Raw genomic sequence first — 15,240 nt, 5'->3', positions numbered from 1 at the left:
GGAATGCGGTTATAACAGCGCCATGGACGGGTCAAAAATCATCATCGCGGCAGGCGCCGCATTCGCAGTGCTGTGTGGCACGGGGGTAACCGTGGCCGCAAGCGCAAGGGACGCAGTCGGCACCGGGCAATACCAGTCGCGCGCCAATTTCGACAACCGCATGAGCGACAGGATGGCGGTGCGCATCCTCGATTCGCACAATCGGGAGCGTGTCAGCCTCGGCCTGCCGAAACTCAAATGGAACCGTGCGCTTGAGCGCGAAGCCAAGCAGTGGGGCCATGAACTGGCCCGGCGCGGGCGCCTCGAACATGCCGACCAGCGGACCCGCAATTCCACCGGAGAGAACCTCTGGATGGGCGCGCAGGGCCAGTGGGACGCGATCGTCGGCATCGACATGATGATCGACGAGAAGAAGCACTACCGTCACGGCAACTTCCCCGAAATCTCGCGCACCGGCAAGTGGGCCGACGTGGCGCATTACACGCAAATCGTCTGGCGCGACACGAAGGAAGTCGGCTGCTCTGTAGTGAACGACCGCGGGTGGGATGTGCTGGTGTGCCGTTACTGGCCGGCCGGGAACGTCTGGGGCCAGAAGGCCTACTGACTACCCGAACTGCTCGGCGACGAGCTTGGCAAAGGCGTCGGCCCGGTGGCTGATCGTGTGCTTTTCGTCGGGCGCAATCTCGGCGAAAGTCTGGTCGCGGCCCCTGGGCACGAACACAGGGTCATAGCCGAAGCCCATTTCTCCGCGCGGAGGCCAGGTCAGCGTGCCGGGCGCGGTGCCTTCGTAAACCAGGTGCTCGCCATCGGGCCATGCGAGCGCGAGCACGCAATGGAAGGCGCAGGAGCGATCCACGTCCGCGCCCTTTTCCTGCAGCATCCCCTCGACCTTGCCCATGGCCATGTACCAGTCGCGGCCCGGCTCGCCCTCGAAATGCTGCCGCTCGGCCCAGTCGGCCGTGTAAACGCCGGGGCGACCATCGAGCGCATCGACCGACAAGCCGCTGTCGTCGGCAAGGGCAGGGAGGCCCGAAGCCTCCGCCGCCGCCCGCGCCTTGAGCAGCGCGTTCTGGACGAAGGTCGTTCCGGTTTCGGGCGGTTCGGGCAGGCCCAGCGAACCTGCGGAGATGCACTTCACCCCGTATGGGGCGAGCAGCGCGGAAATCTCCTTGAGCTTGCCCGCATTATGCGTGGCAATGACCAGGCTGCCCGAACCGATCCGTGGTGTCATTTGCGCGTGGCCTCGTCCTGTGCCCTGAAGATTTCCGCGCAGCCCATCTGGGCGAGGCGCAGGAGGCGCAGGAAGGCTTCCTCGTCATAGGGCGCGCCCTCGGCGGTGGCCTGCGCCTCGGCGATCTTGCCGCCTTCGATCAACACGAAATTGGCGTCGGCGTCGGCGTTGCTGTCTTCGGGATAGTCGAGATCGAGCACCGGCGTACCCTTGTAGATACCGCAGGACACGGCGGCGACCTTGGCGGTGATCGGGTCTTCGACGATGTCGCCTGACTTCATCAAGCCGTCGATCGCCAGTTTCAGCGCGACCCAAGCACCCGAAATCGAGGCCGTGCGCGTGCCGCCATCTGCCTGAATGACGTCGCAATCGAGCGTGATCTGCCGCTCGCCGAGCTTCTTGTGATCTACCACGGCACGCAAACTGCGCCCGATAAGTCGCTGGATTTCCTGAGTGCGCCCGCTTTGCTTGCCCTTGGCAGCCTCGCGCTGGCCGCGCGTGTGCGTTGCGCGCGGGAGCATCGAATACTCACCCGTGACCCAGCCTTCGCCCTTGCCGCGAAGCCACGGCGGGATGCGTTCTTCGACGCTGGCGGTGCACAGCACCTTGGTCTCGCCGAAGCTGATCAGGCAGCTGCCCTCGGCGTGCTTGGTGTATCCGGTTTCGATAGTGATGGCGCGCATTTCGTCGGGCGCGCGTCCTGAAGGTCGCATGTTTTCTCCAATGCAGTCGAATCTCCTGAGGCGGATTAGGCCCAACCCCCTTGAGGCCGCAAGGGGAGCGGCTAGATAGGGCACATGAATTCCCCGCCGCTCACCGACCTGTCCGACCGTGCCCGCGAGATTTTCCGGCTCGTGGTCGAGGGATATCTCGAAAGCGGTTCGCCCGTGGGGTCCAAGGCGCTGGCAGGCGAGGGCGGGGTGAACCTCTCTCCCGCTTCGATCCGATCTGTGCTGGCCGAACTTGAGCATCGCGGGCTCCTCGCCGCTCCGCATACCAGTGCGGGCCGCATGCCGACCGACAGCGGGCTGCGCCTCTTCGTGGACGCGATGATGCAGGTGGCCGAACCCACCGCAGAGGAACGCGCCGCGATCGAGCAGCGGATCGGTCAGCCGGGCCCCATCGAACGCGCGCTCGAGCAGACCAGCGCGCTGCTGTCCGACCTGTCGGGTGCGGCAGGCATGGTCATGGTCCCGCGCCGCGAGCCTCGCCTCGCGCAGATTTCGCTCACCGCGCTCGATGCCAACCGTGTTCTGGCCGTCTTGGTTGGAGAGGATGGCCATGTCGAGAACCGGGTCCTCGCTCTTCCGGCCGAAGCGCTCGGCACCTCGCTCGAGCAGGCGAGCAATTTCCTCACCGCCAAGGCTGCCGGACGCACGCTGGCCGAGGCGGCTCAGCTCGTCGAGCGCGAAATCACGAGCGGCCGCAGCGCGCTCGACGAGGCCAGTCGCGATCTCGTGTCGCGCGGCATCGCGACATGGACCGAGGATGCCTCCAACCGCCCCGTTCTTATCGTGCGCGGTCAGGCCAACCTGCTCGACGAGAGCGCTCTGGCTGATATCGACCGCGTCCGATCGCTGCTCGATGATCTCGAAAACAAGCAGTCGGTCGCTACGCTCCTAGAAAATGCGCGGCAGGCCGAAGCCATGCGGATTTTCATCGGCAGGGAAAACCGGCTGTTCTCGCTTTCGGGCTCTTCGGTCATCGCCGCGCCCTATCGCGACCGCGATGGAAAAGTGGTCGGCGTGCTCGGTGTCATCGGCCCGACTCGGTTGAATTACGCGCGAGTCGTCCCCATGGTGGATTTCACGGCCCGATCACTGGGCAAGAGAATAGGCTGACAGGGTTTTTCAGTGAGCAACGAGAATAGCACCGAACCGCAGGACAAGGCGGTCGACGAAGAAGTGGCGCGCGAGATGGAAGGCGTGCCGGAGCATTTGCGCGACGACGGCGGCAAGGACGAGCCGGAAACCGCCGACGAAGCGATCGAGGACGCGCTGGCCAGCCTGCGCGGCGATCTCGAAGCCGCCAAGCAGGATGCACTCTACGCCCGCGCGGAAACGCAGAACGTGCGTCGCCGCATGGAAAAGGACGTGCAGGATGCGCGGAATTATGCCGCCACCGGCTTCGCTCGCGATATCCTCAGCGTGGCCGACAACCTTGCCCGCGCGCTCGACGCTGTCCCCGCCGAATTGCGCGAGGACGAGAAGGTCAAAGGTTTCGTCGCCGGTATCGAAGCGACCCAGCGCGAGCTCGAAAAAGTGTTCAACCAGAACGGTATCACGCGCATTGCCGCCAAGGGCATGCCGCTTGACCCCAACCAGCACCAGGCGATGATGGAAATCCCTACCGACGAGGTCGAGCCGGGCACCATCGTGCAGGAAATGCAGGCCGGCTACATGATCAAGGACCGCCTGTTGCGCCCGGCCATGGTCGGCGTGGCGAAGAAGCCGGACTGATTTCACGCTGCATCGGGAGAGAGACGATGAGGACTGCCCTTTTGAAGAGTGCGGTCCTCGCCGTCTCGCTATTTGCCGCACCGCTCGCCGCGCAGGACAGCGCCGACGAGCAGGTGATGGCGCTCGCGGACGAGTATTACGACTTCCAGCTCGCCCAATGGGGCTACACCGAGAAGGCCGACGGCTCGCTGGAGGCAGGCGACACCATGCCCCGCGTGCTGCCGGCCGCGCAAACCGCTCGGTTGCGGGCTTACGAGCGTTACCTGGCCGAACTCGACGCGATCGACAGCTCGGCCCTGAGCGAGGAGGCGCGCACCAACGCGCTGGTCCTGCGCGCTTTGCTGGAAGCGGACATTGGCGATGCCCGCTTTTCCGAATGGGAGATGCCCTTCGACAGCGACAGCAACTTCTGGTCCTACCTTGCCTCGCCCTCGGGTTTCACGACGGTCGAGCAATACGAAAACTACATCGCCCGGATGCGCGATATCCCGCGCTATTTCGCCGAGCAGACCGCGAATGCCGCTGAGGGGCTGGAGCGCGGCTTTTCCGTGCCGCGAGTGACGCTGGAGGGGCGCGATGCTTCGATCGTGGCCTATGTCGTCGACTTCCCCGAGATGAGTCCCTTCTGGGCGCCTTTCGACCAGATGCCCGAGCGCATTTCCGAAACCGACCAGGCGCGGCTCAAGGCGGAAGGCAAGGCGGCCATCGCCGATGCCGTGACGCCTGCCTATGCCGAGTGGCTGGCGTTCTTCCGCTCGAGCTACCTGCCGCAGACCCGCACCACGCTTGGTGCGAGCGAGTTTCCCGATGGCGCGGCCTATTACGCGCAGCAGATACGGCAATATACGACGCTCGACCTGACTGCCGAGGAGATCCACCAGATCGGCCTTGACGAGGTGTCGCGGATTACTGCCGAGATGGAAAAGGCCAAGGAGGATGCCAAGTTCACCGGCACTCTCGCCGAGTTCATAACCTTCCTGCGCACCGATCCGCAGTTCGTCGCCGATACGCCCGACGAGCTGATGGGTGTGGCCGCCTATGCCACCAAGCGCGTCGACGACAAGCTAGGCGAGTATTTCGGTTTCCTGCCCCGCTTCCGGCATGGCCTTCGCCCGGTCGATCCGGCGATCGCCCCCTTCTACACCGCGGGCAGGGGCGGGCTGGAATATTGCCAGATCAACACCCACGACCTGCCATCTCGCCCGACCTACAATATCCCCGCGCTGACACTGCACGAATGCACACCGGGGCATTCCTTTCAAGCGGCTGTCGGGCTTGAGCAGGAGGAAGCACCGCGCTTTCGCCGCCAGACCTATTTCTCTGGCTTCGGTGAGGGCTGGGGACTCTATGTCGAATATCTCGGCAACGAGATGGGCATTTACCGCGACCCCTACGAGCGCTTCGGCCAGTTATCCTACGAGATGTGGCGCGCGGCGCGGCTCGTGATCGATACGGGCATCCACCATTATGGATGGACGCGCGAGCAGGCGGTCGAATACCTCTCCAGCCATACCGCGCTTTCGGACCGCGAGGTGGGCACGGAGATAGACCGCTACATAAGCTGGCCCGGCCAGGCGCTCGCCTACAAGCTGGGCGAAATGACCATCCGCCGCGTGCGCAAGAAGGCCGAGGATGCGCTCGGCGAGGACTTCGACATCCGCAAGTTCCACGATGTCGTGCTGTCGCTCGGTTCGGTGCCGCTGCCCGCACTCGAGGCGCGGATCGATGCCTTCATCGCCGATGGCGGGCAGGGATTGCCCGGAGTGACCTACGACTAGGCCACTCCGGGGGTAATCAGCTCAGGAAACCACCTGTTCGCGGTTTTCGTCGCGGTGCTTCTTGAGGTATTTCATGAACGGCGTGCCGCCGGTGCCGACATCGGGGTCGTTGCCTGCGATCGAACCGGCCTGCTTGTTGATGTAGCTCGCCGCATATTCGAGATGCCGGGTGCGGAAGCGTGCCGACTGTTCGAGACAGGCGTTGAACGCATCCTTCAGGTCCTGGTTGTCGCTTGCCGAAACGAAGTCGCGCAGCGTTGACTGCCTGGCGAGGTCTTCGATGAAGCGGCGGTGCTCGACCGGGCGATACTGGTGCAATTCGTCGAGGAACTGGCGCAGCGGGTCGTCGCTGTGGCCGACCTGAAACAGCGCGTCCATCGCCGGAACGATGCTCGACTGCGAGCCGGTCTGGCCGCGGAAGGCCTGCGGCTTGCCCTCGTAGCGGTCCATGCCCTCATAGACGAGGCCGCCGCCTTCCAGCGCCGGATTGTTTGCCCAGCCGTGGATATAGGGTCGCACGCGGTGGAAGTAGATATAGGGATCGCACTGTTCGGGCATGCGCGCGAAGTGGGCGTAGATACGCTCCCACGCTTCGTCCATTTCCTTCAGCAGCCGGGTGGCTTCGGCCTCGTCGCCGCTCTTCGCGATGGTGACCAGCTTGGCCGCATTGTCGAGCAACACGCCGGCTTCTGCCTCAATGGCGACATGGACCAGCACGAACCAGTTCTCGTCCGCACCGCCGAGGAAGTTCTGGTGCATCACGATGTTGTCGAGCGTGATGGGCCCGGACTTGTCGAGCCGGTACCAGTTGTCGAGCACATAGCCCGAATAGGGCAGCAGCGGTGCCTGGCCGAGCCGGTCGGCGATCGCGCACATCGGGCGGCCGAGGTTGGCGGGAAGATGCGCTGGCGGTGTCGGTTCGCCCCAGACATAGGCTTGTACCAGGAAGGAATAGTGCACCATGGCGGTGCGGACTTCTTCTTCGGGTGCCGTCTTGGCCCATTCTTCTATCTCGGGATCGGGGAGGGCTTCGAGCCAGTGCCGCACGCGGCCGGTGGTCAGCAGGTCGGACAATATGCCCGCAGCTTCCACGATGGGGGCGAACTGCTCGGGAAGGGTAATCTCGTCGATTTCGTAATGCGAAAGGTAGCCGCGCTCGCGGCTCATACCGTAGTCTTTAAGCTCCATTGTGATGACTCATCGCCGGGCGCGGGTTGGGCCGCCCGGTCAACGCGTGCATTCGTATCCAATGTAACCGTTTCGGGCAAGCGACGCTACGGAATGGCTGTGGAGTTCCGGATGCTGCAAATGCGCATGACGCGGGACCTGGTATATCGCTGCATCAGGGCAGGCAGCAGGTTCACCGCGACGTTGCTGATTGTGATCGCGGCAGCCCATATCCACCATCCCGCCGTCGCGGCACAGACTGCAGTAGCCAGACCGAACAGCAGAAACGCCAAATGCGCGCGTTCGATTTCACGGGTCATTGAAAGCCGCTCCAAGAGACCGCGTTTCGCTCCGTCCACGACATAGGCCGGGTCGAGCTGACGTGCCCGCTGGCGGACGTAATCACCATCGGTGATCCAGCGGCGCAGTCGAAGGATACCCAGTCTTTGATAGCACAGGATGGCTCGGCAAGGGTCGCGAACCGCGTACCACGATCGCGGGAGAAGGTTGACTGCGAAACCCGCCGCCACGCTCACGGCGAACAGCGGGAAGACGGGCAGCGCTAACGGCTCGCCCCCATGTTCTCGCATCGGCCCCCACGCCTGCAGCCAGAAAACCGCCGTGACACCTAGCCATGCTCCGAACAAAGCGTGAAAATAGCCGTTGAGGCGTTTTGCCAACTTTTCCGCCTCTTGGCGGTTTTCTTCGCTCATCCCGTCGCCCCTGGGAAGCGCACCAGCAGGTCGTAGGCGGACACATCGGACGCACCCGCAAGCTTCACGCCGTTCCTCAGCAGGAAGGCGTGCTTGACGATCTCCGCCTGCTGCTCGATGCCGTAGCGGGTCAGCGGCCAGCCCGGCTTGAGGCTGTAGTCGTAACGCGCCCACGGCATGCGGTGGGTGACGAGATACCAGCCGCCTTTGGTCTGCGTCTGCCAGACATGGACGAGCTCGTGGATCAGCAGCCCCTGGCGGATCACGGTGACCTTCGAAAAATCGTCGCAATAGTTTTCGGACGCGGGATGAAAATGCAAATGGCCGCGCGGGGCCATGGTGATGCGGCGGGGCTGAAACGGAAACCACTTGCGCCGTTTGATCGTGACCCGCGCGTAATCGATCGCATCGCCAAAAATGGTGCGCGCCAGCGCGACCTCGCCCGGCGTCAGCGCCCGTTCGTCTCCCGCGGCGCAACCGGGCGCGACGGGTTCCTCGTGGCTCTCGACGCCGAGCTGGTCGCGAAGATCGTTCAGCGATCATCCCCCGCAGACTGGATTTTGGCCTCGAATGTGTGGCGCCTGTTGCCTGCTGCAATCAAGGTCACGTTCGCGGTGCCGCCCTCGGCGAGGCTCCCACCGAGCCCGAACACCATCACATGGAGGCCGCCCGGCTCGAATTTCGTGCTGCCGCCCCTTTCAACCATCACGGGCGGGGCTTCGCTCATGACCATCTGGTCGCCCTGCATCATCGAGCCGTGGATGACGGCGCTTTCCGCCCCTTCGACTTCGGCGCTACGGAAAGCGATATTCCGGTCGCCCTTGTTGTCGAGATCGAAATAGATTGCTGCCGGATTACCCGAAACCGGCGGCAGGACCATCCGCGCGTTCGCGATCTCGATACCGGCGATGCCCGCTGCATCCGCAGAAGCTTCCTCTGCCGGCGCATTGTCTCCGCAAGCCGAGACCGCCAGCAAGGCCGGCGCGAGCATGCATGCTGCAAAAAAACCTGATTTCCTCATCATTTCCCCTCTCGTTTCTCGTGTGAAAAACTAGCGAGGCGCATCCCTTGTGCCAAGGAAAAGCGCACCTATATCGCCCCTGTAATACACCGTTATTTCGAGCTGCCGACGGGTTTTGCCACTTACGGGAAACCAGCTGTGCAGCGTCCAACGATTTGAAACAGATGGGGAATCCATGAGCAAGATTATCGGTATCGACCTCGGCACCACCAACTCCTGCGTCGCCGTGATGGACGGCGGCAAGCCCAAGGTCATCGAGAATTCCGAAGGCGCGCGTACCACGCCCTCGATCACCGCCTTCACCAAGGATGGCGAGCGCCTGATCGGCCAGCCGGCCAAGCGCCAGGCGGTCACCAATCCTGACAACACCCTTTTCGCGATCAAGCGCCTCATCGGCCGCCGCTTCGACGACCCCATGACCAAGAAGGACATGGAGCTGGTCCCCTATGACATCGTCAAGGGTCCGAACGGCGACGCATGGGTCGAAGCTGCCGGCGAAAAGTACAGCCCCAGCCAGGTTTCCGCCTTCATCCTCCAGAAGATGAAGGAAACGGCCGAAGAATATCTCGGCGAGAAGGTCTCGAAGGCGGTCATCACCGTCCCGGCCTACTTCAACGACGCGCAGCGCCAGGCAACCAAGGACGCGGGCAAGATCGCCGGCCTCGAAGTCGAGCGTATCATCAACGAGCCGACTGCAGCCGCGCTGGCCTATGGCCTCGAGAAGGACGACGGCAAGACCATCGCTGTCTACGACCTTGGCGGCGGCACCTTCGACGTCTCGATCCTCGAGATCGGTGACGGCGTGTTCGAAGTGAAGTCGACCAATGGCGACACCTTCCTCGGCGGTGAAGACTTCGACAGCGCGATCGTCGAATGGCTGGCCGACCAGTTCAAGAAGAAGGAAAACATGGACCTGCGGAGCGACAAGCTCGCACTGCAGCGCCTCAAGGAAGCGGCCGAAAAGGCGAAGATCGAGCTTAGCTCGGCGCAGACCACGGAAGTGAACCTGCCCTTCATCACCGCGCGCATGGAAGGTGGCTCGTCCACCCCGCTGCACCTTGTGGAAACCATCAGCCGCGCAGACCTCGAAAAGATGGTCGGCGACCTGATCAAGCGGACGCTCGAGCCCTGCAAGAAGGCTCTGGCCGATGCAGGCATCGACAAGGGCGGCGTGGACGAGGTGATCCTCGTCGGCGGCATGACCCGCATGCCCAAGGTGCGCGAAGTGGTCGAAGAGTTCTTCGGCAAGAAGCCGCACACCGGTGTGAACCCCGATGAAGTCGTGGCCATGGGCGCTGCCATCCAGGCCGGCGTCCTCCAGGGCGACGTCAAGGACGTGCTGCTGCTCGACGTGACCCCGCTTTCGCTGGGTATCGAAACGCTTGGCGGCATCATGACCAAGATGATCGATCGCAACACGACGATCCCGACAAAGAAGAGCCAGACCTACTCGACTGCCGAGGACAACCAGCAGGCGGTGACGATCCGCGTGTTCCAGGGCGAGCGCGAGATGGCGGCGGACAACAAGCTGCTCGGCCAGTTCGACCTGGTCGGTATCCCGCCCGCACCGCGCGGCGTGCCGCAGATCGAGGTCACCTTCGACATCGACGCCAACGGCATCGTCAACGTGTCGGCCAAGGACAAGGGTACCGGCAAGGAACAGCAGATCCGCATCCAGGCGTCGGGCGGCCTGTCCGACAGCGACATCGAACAGATGGTGCAGGACGCGGAGAAGTTTGCCGACGAGGACAAGAAGCGCCGCGAGGGCGCCGAAGCCCGCAACCAGGCCGACAGCCTCGTCCACGCCACCGAAAAGCAGCTCGAAGAGCATGGCGACAAGATCGACGCTTCGCTGAAGAGCGAAGTGGAAGAGAAGGTCGCAGCGCTCAAGACCGCGCTCGAGGGCGACGATGCGGCTGACATCAACGCAAAGGCCCAGGACCTGTCGCAGAGTGCGATGAAGATGGGTCAGTCGATCTACGAGCAGGAGCAGGCGAATGCCGCTTCTGATGCACCGGCAGGCGATGCCGGCGCGGAAGGTGCCCAGGAGGAAGAGGTGGTCGACGCCGAATTCTCCGAAGTCGACGAAGACGCGAAGAACTAAAGGCGCCTGATGAAAACTCCGCCCCCACCGGTGCAAGTCCGCGCCGGTGGGGGCTAGAGTTTGGGGCAGGGGACAGCATGTCAGCGACTGAAATCGATTTTTACGAACTGCTCGGCGTCAGCCGCGATGCGGATGGCGGCACGATCAAGAGCGCCTATCGCAAGCTCGCGATGAAGCATCACCCGGACAAGAATCCGGGATGCAGCGAGAGCGAGGCCAAGTTCAAGGCGATTAGCGTCGCCTATGATTGCCTCAAGGACCCGCAAAAGCGCGCGGCCTACGATCGCTATGGCCATGCCGCCTTCCAGAATGGCGGAGCGGGCGCTGGCGGGGCGCATGGCAATGCCGATTTCGGCGACATCGGCGATATTTTCGAGACCATATTCGGTTCGGCCTTTGGTGGCGGCGGCGGACGCGCGCGGCCACGGCGCGGCGCGGACTTGCGCTACGACATGCAGATCGGGCTCGAGGAAGCCTTCCACGGCAAGTCGACCGAGATCGAGATCGAAGTCAGCGCACCGTGTGACACCTGCCACGGCTCGGGCGCGCAGCCCGGCACGCATGCGCGCACCTGCAATCTATGCGGCGGGCAGGGCAATGTCCGTGCGAAACAGGGCTTCTTCGTGGTCGAACGGCCATGCCCGAACTGCCACGGCGCGGGCGAAGTCATTACCTCGCCTTGCCGCGATTGCCGCGGGGAAGGGCGGGTTGATGTCCCGCAGAAGCTCGAAGTCGATATCCCGCCGGGTGTTGACACCGGTACGCGCATCCGCCTGTCAGGCAAGGGCGAGGCCGGACCGCGAGGCGCACCTGCGGGCGATCTTTACATCTTCGTCCACGTCCAGCCGCACGAGATCTTCCAGCGCGAGGGCACCACGCTCGCCACGCGCGTCCCGATCAGCTTTACCAAGGCCGCTCTCGGCGGTTCGATCGAGATTCCAGGCATCGATGGCGAGGAACTGACACTCGAAATTCCAGCCGGCATCCAGTCGGGCAAGCAGCTGCGCCAGCGCGGCGCTGGCATGCCCGTGCTGCAGGGGCGCGGACGCGGTGACATGGTGATCGAGATCGCCGTCGAAACTCCGACCAAGCTTTCCAAGGAACAGCGCGCGGTGCTCGAACAGTTCCGCGAGCTCGAAACCGGTGACGAGTGCCCGCAGTCCAAGGGCTTCTTCGAGAAGATCAAGACCGCTTTCGGCGGGTGACCGCGAACCGCAAATCCCGACTAGGGCAGGAGCGGCGCACGGTTCATCCCATGCAACATCGCATCGACAACCGGTGCGGTATCGTAAGGCCGCTGTTCCGCGATCGCCAAGACATATTCGCGGGCAACCGGTTCGAGCATCTTGCGTGCCGCCTTCTGGCGTGACTCCATTTCGCCGCCGTCCTGCGCGGAACAGTCTACGGAAAATTGACTGGCCGCGTCGCCTTGCGGCTCGACGACGATCCCACAGTCGATAACCTTGCCAGTTGGCAGGTGGCGGATGGACACTACTGCCGCGCTGTTGTCCGAGGCTTTGCTGGAGAGATAAAGGCCACCAAGGCCTGTCCCATATACCTCATGTCCGTAGCCATCCAGGCGGTGGACAAGGTGTTCGGACGCCATCGGAACTTCGACCTCCTTGCTACCCGGGGGTAAGGATAGTGCGAAACCGGCGGCGCCGATCAGGGTAAGACCGCAGAATTTGTACAGATGCACCATTCGCAAAGCCGCCGTGCGTCTGACTAATATGAATCGTCGAAGTTACCCGATTGCATGCGGTCGTGCGCCTCCAGCGCCTCTTTTTGCATATCGGGCAAGTCCTGCATGGCCGCCTGCCGCTGCATCCGCTTTACCCGTTCCCCGTCGAAGGCCCGCTCGCGAAGCACTGCATCGACGTGTTCAAGTGCTACAGCTGCACTGATCTTTTCCATCACACGCGCCTGGGCTGACGAGGATTCAGGATCGCCACCGCAGGAAGGGATCGCCGTGATCTTGCCATCCGGCTGACTTTGGAAATCGATACTGCAGCTGCTGGTGTATTTGTCACCCAGGCTCGAGCTCTTGGTCACGGACACACCGTTGAAAGTCTGTCGGCTGACAATGGTCGTCGTAAGGCCTCGTGAAGGGGAGAAACTGCTGGTCGCATTGTCGAGCTTGGCTTTGGCATCAGCCTCGCTCATCGCGTAAGTGAATGGAACTTGCTGTTCCATCGACATTGCCATCCAGCCGAGCGCTCCCGCGCTACCCAACCCGAAAATCCACCATGCTCCCGACATCGGTTCATCCCCATAAAACCAGTAACGAACGACCGAATATTGCCGGGATGATGAAAAAATCGTTTATATACAGTGCAGAACTTCACATGATATTTGATGAAGACTGCATTTTGCAGCGGAAGCACACGCGAACAGTTTAATTCATACGATCGCAAACCTCGCTGCGGATCTGACTCAGCAATTCCGGGCTGCAACGCTCCGCCAGCTCTTCCTCGTCGAGAATGGCGAGGAAGGCACGGCGCTTGTAGTCGCGGATGAGACCTTCTTCGGGAGCCTTGCCCATCGTCGAGAACACGAGATCGATCATCCGCTCGGCCCCGTGCAGGCGGCCCCAGAGGTAATCGTTCTCGCGATAGGCGCGGCTGAAGAAGGCCCCGAAATTGTAGAATTCCACCCCGCGAAGGGTGGCGCGGGTGCCGCCTTCGCGGATGCTCCTGGCATCGTCCGGACTGATACGGTCGACCTTTACCGGGTCGAATTCGGTCAGGCCTTCATTGCGCAGGAGCGGAAGCGTCGCGACATCGTAAAAGGGGAAGCCGAGATAGGCGAACAGCATCCGCCGCTTGAGGTTGGCGGGCATGGGCTCGAGCGTTTCGGCCAGCATTTCCTCGGCGCGATTGTCGGTGTCGATGAGCAGGCGGCGGCTCTCGATATGGTCGAGCACCGCGCCCGGGTCGGCCATGACGTTTTGCGCGACCTCGGCGAAATCTTCTCCCAGAGACTGCGCGTCCTCTTTCTCGAAATAGAGCGCCATAATGCTGAAGATCGCATCGCGGCCGGTTTCGAGCGCCTCGTCGGGGATGTCGGGATCGGCTTCCCAATCGCGCGCGAGCCGGCGGGCGAGCAGTCGCAGGCGGCGGATGCGGAAGCCGATATCGTGTTCGCGAAGGAACAGGATCGCTTCCGGCGTTGCCCCGCCCGAAGGAGATGAGAGTGTCGAAAGCCCGCGTCGCGCCAGTTCGGCACGGATGATGTCCTCGATAGGGGCCGGACTTTGCATATGCAGCGCGGGCGCCGCTTCCCACACCAGCCTGGCAATGCGGGTAACGATGCCGCTGAGTTTTGCCTGGGCATAGGCATGGAAGGCATAGCCCGCCTGCTTGGCCGCTGCATCCTGTGCCTTCTGCCGCCAGTTCTTGAGCCGCTTGACGGTCGGGCTGTCGAGGAACAGCGTCAGGCCGAACAGCTTTTCGACTGCGGCTTCCACATCGGGCCGGAGGGCGGCGACGATCCGCGAAAGTCTCTCGGCCTCGCGGCTCTGCTCTTCCAATAGCTCGAGGTTGTCGCGGATCGGTTGTTCGCGCGGTATGGTCGAAAGAGAGCCGAAGATGGCGGAGAAAAAGCCGACTTCCTGCTTTGATCTCTCGCGCCGGTCGGCAAAGCGGTCGGGCTGGGGATCGACATAGACGAAGCGCCGGTCGACCTCGCGCTGGGCAGGGCGTCCGCGCAGCGCCGCCATCGCGCCGCCGAAAGGCTTGTTCACCAGCACCGATCCATCGATCAGCGACACATTGTCGATTTCCTCGCGCATGACATGGATCGGCATGATGCGTTCGAGGAATTCGTCGCGCGAAACCCATTCGCGGCCGGTTTCCTCAGCCAACTCATCGATCTCACCGATTTTCATGGGCGGGAACGCACCGGGGAAGCTCGCCGTGGCACGAGCGGCAAGGACGAGTTCGAGCGGATTGGCAAGGTCGCTTCCTCCCGCATGCGGCGTCTTCCGGCGCATCGATATCGGCATGCGGTGTTCGCTGTCCTCGACCACCGGCGGGCTGTTGAGATGCAGCAATTCCAGATAGCCGTGGAAGTCGGTCGTCGTGACGAAGAGGTCTAGAGGATGATCGGGCGGCAGGAGCGGCGGTTCTATCTCGGTTTCGGCCATCACCGAAAATGCCCGCTCGAGGAGCTTTGAAAAGCCGAGCCCCGAAAAAGGCGGTTCGAACCAGCGACCGCGGATGAGGTGTGAAACCTTGCGCCGCACCTCCTCGCGCGTTTCCGGTGCTACCTCGGTGGAGATTTCATTTCCCGGGCGGCTCAGAAGCCAGCTGGCCAGCGGCTGTGCCCAGATCTTTCCGCCCGACCATCGGAGCCGGGCATCGGGATCGGTAAGCTCATCGACATCCGCGGTCTCCAGCCACAGATCGGTAAGCGGTTCGAGGCTTTGGCCAGAAAAGATCGCCTGCGCGAGGAAAACGGCATTGATGCCCCCGGCGCTGGCCCCGCTCATGATGTCGGGGATGACGCGAAGCCTCAATTGCTCGTGCTTTTCCACGCTCTCGAGCAGGTCGCGATAGACCTCGTGCACACCGCCACGCTTGGGGCCGCCGGCATGGAAATCGCGGCTCGCGCGTGCAAGCTGCCACAGCTCGCGCGTGACCCCGTGCATGTAGACCGCAAGGCTCACCCCGCCGTAGCAGATGAGCGCGATCCTCAGTTCCTTCTGCCGCATCGCCACCTGTTGTGCACACCTGACGCCCGAAGGCAATTGCGTTCTGCAAATGTTCT

At 63.0% G+C, this 15,240-nt stretch carries 15 protein-coding genes; 6 read left to right on the top strand and 9 right to left on the bottom strand.

Going from position 1 to position 15,240, the window contains the following annotated elements; genetic code table 11:
* Window positions 1–22: 22 nt before the first annotated feature.
* A complete protein-coding gene (locus K3178_RS06760; protein WP_221570569.1) occupies window positions 23–604 on the top strand; it encodes a CAP domain-containing protein in 582 nt (193 codons plus the stop codon).
* Here K3178_RS06760 and rdgB read toward each other — a convergent pair whose 3' ends face one another.
* Together rdgB and rph are read right to left on the bottom strand one after the other, a co-directional pair.
* Window positions 605–1,231, bottom strand: coding sequence for an RdgB/HAM1 family non-canonical purine NTP pyrophosphatase (rdgB, locus tag K3178_RS06755; RefSeq protein ID WP_221570568.1), 627 nt, complete (start codon window positions 1,229–1,231; stop codon window positions 605–607). It lies immediately after the preceding gene.
* Window positions 1,228–1,944 (bottom strand): ribonuclease PH, encoded by a 717-nt coding sequence (rph, locus tag K3178_RS06750; RefSeq protein WP_221570567.1) that lies wholly within the window; start codon window positions 1,942–1,944, stop codon window positions 1,228–1,230. Before rph ends, rdgB begins: the two co-directional genes overlap by 4 nt.
* Before the next feature lie 84 nt (window positions 1,945–2,028).
* Between rph and hrcA the strand changes: the two genes are divergently transcribed.
* Genes hrcA through K3178_RS06735 form a run of 3 tightly spaced genes read left to right on the top strand, consistent with a single transcriptional unit; the run spans window position 2,029 to window position 5,468 of the window.
* Window positions 2,029–3,072 (top strand): heat-inducible transcriptional repressor HrcA, encoded by a 1,044-nt coding sequence (gene hrcA, locus K3178_RS06745; protein ID WP_221570566.1) that lies wholly within the window; start codon window positions 2,029–2,031, stop codon window positions 3,070–3,072.
* A gap of 12 nt (window positions 3,073–3,084) precedes the next feature.
* Window positions 3,085–3,690 carry a nucleotide exchange factor GrpE gene (gene grpE, locus K3178_RS06740; protein ID WP_221570565.1) on the top strand — a complete coding sequence of 202 codons (606 nt, stop codon included), beginning with the start codon at window positions 3,085–3,087 and terminating at the stop codon, window positions 3,688–3,690.
* 26 nt (window positions 3,691–3,716) lie between these two features.
* A complete protein-coding gene (locus tag K3178_RS06735; protein WP_221570564.1) occupies window positions 3,717–5,468 on the top strand; it encodes a DUF885 domain-containing protein in 1,752 nt (583 codons plus the stop codon).
* A gap of 21 nt (window positions 5,469–5,489) precedes the next feature.
* Here K3178_RS06735 and K3178_RS06730 read toward each other — a convergent pair whose 3' ends face one another.
* From K3178_RS06730 to K3178_RS06715, 4 genes are all read right to left on the bottom strand, one after another.
* Window positions 5,490–6,656, bottom strand: coding sequence for an indoleamine 2,3-dioxygenase (locus tag K3178_RS06730; RefSeq protein WP_221570563.1), 1,167 nt, complete (start codon window positions 6,654–6,656; stop codon window positions 5,490–5,492).
* Window positions 6,657–6,742: 86 nt separating this feature from the next.
* The gene (locus tag K3178_RS06725) at window positions 6,743–7,348 is read right to left on the bottom strand and encodes a glycosyl-4,4'-diaponeurosporenoate acyltransferase CrtO family protein (RefSeq protein WP_221570562.1); all 606 of its coding nucleotides are present in this window, start codon (window positions 7,346–7,348) and stop codon (window positions 6,743–6,745) included.
* Window positions 7,345–7,800, bottom strand: a complete 456-nt coding sequence (locus K3178_RS06720) for a vgr related protein (RefSeq protein ID WP_221570813.1) — start codon at window positions 7,798–7,800, stop codon at window positions 7,345–7,347. Before K3178_RS06720 ends, K3178_RS06725 begins: the two co-directional genes overlap by 4 nt.
* An 80-nt stretch (window positions 7,801–7,880) precedes the next feature.
* Complete coding sequence (locus tag K3178_RS06715; RefSeq protein ID WP_221570561.1) at window positions 7,881–8,372, bottom strand: copper chaperone PCu(A)C; 492 nt, start codon at window positions 8,370–8,372, stop codon at window positions 7,881–7,883.
* A gap of 172 nt (window positions 8,373–8,544) precedes the next feature.
* Here K3178_RS06715 and dnaK point away from each other — a divergent pair, with 172 nt between their 5' ends.
* Together dnaK and dnaJ are read left to right on the top strand one after the other, a co-directional pair.
* Window positions 8,545–10,473: a molecular chaperone DnaK gene (gene dnaK, locus K3178_RS06710; RefSeq protein WP_221570560.1), complete on the top strand. Its 1,929-nt coding sequence runs from the start codon at window positions 8,545–8,547 to the stop codon at window positions 10,471–10,473.
* 77 nt (window positions 10,474–10,550) lie between these two features.
* Window positions 10,551–11,678, top strand: coding sequence for a molecular chaperone DnaJ (dnaJ, locus tag K3178_RS06705; protein WP_221570559.1), 1,128 nt, complete (start codon window positions 10,551–10,553; stop codon window positions 11,676–11,678).
* A 20-nt stretch (window positions 11,679–11,698) separates the two neighbouring features.
* On the opposite strand, the gene K3178_RS06700 is transcribed toward dnaJ, so the two are convergent.
* From K3178_RS06700 to K3178_RS06690, 3 genes are all read right to left on the bottom strand, one after another.
* A complete protein-coding gene (locus K3178_RS06700; protein WP_221570558.1) occupies window positions 11,699–12,175 on the bottom strand; it encodes a hypothetical protein in 477 nt (158 codons plus the stop codon).
* 23 nt (window positions 12,176–12,198) lie between these two features.
* Entirely contained in the window at window positions 12,199–12,732 is a 534-nt protein-coding gene (locus K3178_RS06695) for a hypothetical protein (RefSeq protein WP_221570557.1), read from the bottom strand.
* Window positions 12,733–12,868: 136 nt separating this feature from the next.
* Complete coding sequence (locus tag K3178_RS06690; protein WP_221570556.1) at window positions 12,869–15,184, bottom strand: patatin-like protein; 2,316 nt, start codon at window positions 15,182–15,184, stop codon at window positions 12,869–12,871.
* Window positions 15,185–15,240 lie beyond the last annotated feature (56 nt).

It is taken from the genome of Qipengyuania sphaerica, from assembly GCF_019711595.1.
GTDB classification, from domain to species: domain Bacteria; phylum Pseudomonadota; class Alphaproteobacteria; order Sphingomonadales; family Sphingomonadaceae; genus Qipengyuania; species Qipengyuania sphaerica.
This window is presented reverse-complemented; position numbering and strand designations above follow the sequence as displayed.

Coding starts and splice junctions, on each gene's coding strand:
- K3178_RS06760 (WP_221570569.1), top strand. CDS start 23: ATGGACGGGTCAAAAATCATCATCGCGGCAGGCGCCGCATTCGCAGTG.
- rdgB (WP_221570568.1), bottom strand. CDS start 1,231: ATGACACCACGGATCGGTTCGGGCAGCCTGGTCATTGCCACGCATAAT.
- rph (WP_221570567.1), bottom strand. CDS start 1,944: ATGCGACCTTCAGGACGCGCGCCCGACGAAATGCGCGCCATCACTATC.
- hrcA (WP_221570566.1), top strand. CDS start 2,029: ATGAATTCCCCGCCGCTCACCGACCTGTCCGACCGTGCCCGCGAGATT.
- K3178_RS06735 (WP_221570564.1), top strand. CDS start 3,717: ATGAGGACTGCCCTTTTGAAGAGTGCGGTCCTCGCCGTCTCGCTATTT.
- K3178_RS06730 (WP_221570563.1), bottom strand. CDS start 6,656: ATGGAGCTTAAAGACTACGGTATGAGCCGCGAGCGCGGCTACCTTTCG.
- K3178_RS06725 (WP_221570562.1), bottom strand. CDS start 7,348: ATGAGCGAAGAAAACCGCCAAGAGGCGGAAAAGTTGGCAAAACGCCTC.
- K3178_RS06715 (WP_221570561.1), bottom strand. CDS start 8,372: ATGATGAGGAAATCAGGTTTTTTTGCAGCATGCATGCTCGCGCCGGCC.
- dnaK (WP_221570560.1), top strand. CDS start 8,545: ATGAGCAAGATTATCGGTATCGACCTCGGCACCACCAACTCCTGCGTC.
- dnaJ (WP_221570559.1), top strand. CDS start 10,551: ATGTCAGCGACTGAAATCGATTTTTACGAACTGCTCGGCGTCAGCCGC.
- K3178_RS06700 (WP_221570558.1), bottom strand. CDS start 12,175: ATGGTGCATCTGTACAAATTCTGCGGTCTTACCCTGATCGGCGCCGCC.
- K3178_RS06695 (WP_221570557.1), bottom strand. CDS start 12,732: ATGTCGGGAGCATGGTGGATTTTCGGGTTGGGTAGCGCGGGAGCGCTC.
- K3178_RS06690 (WP_221570556.1), bottom strand. CDS start 15,184: ATGCGGCAGAAGGAACTGAGGATCGCGCTCATCTGCTACGGCGGGGTG.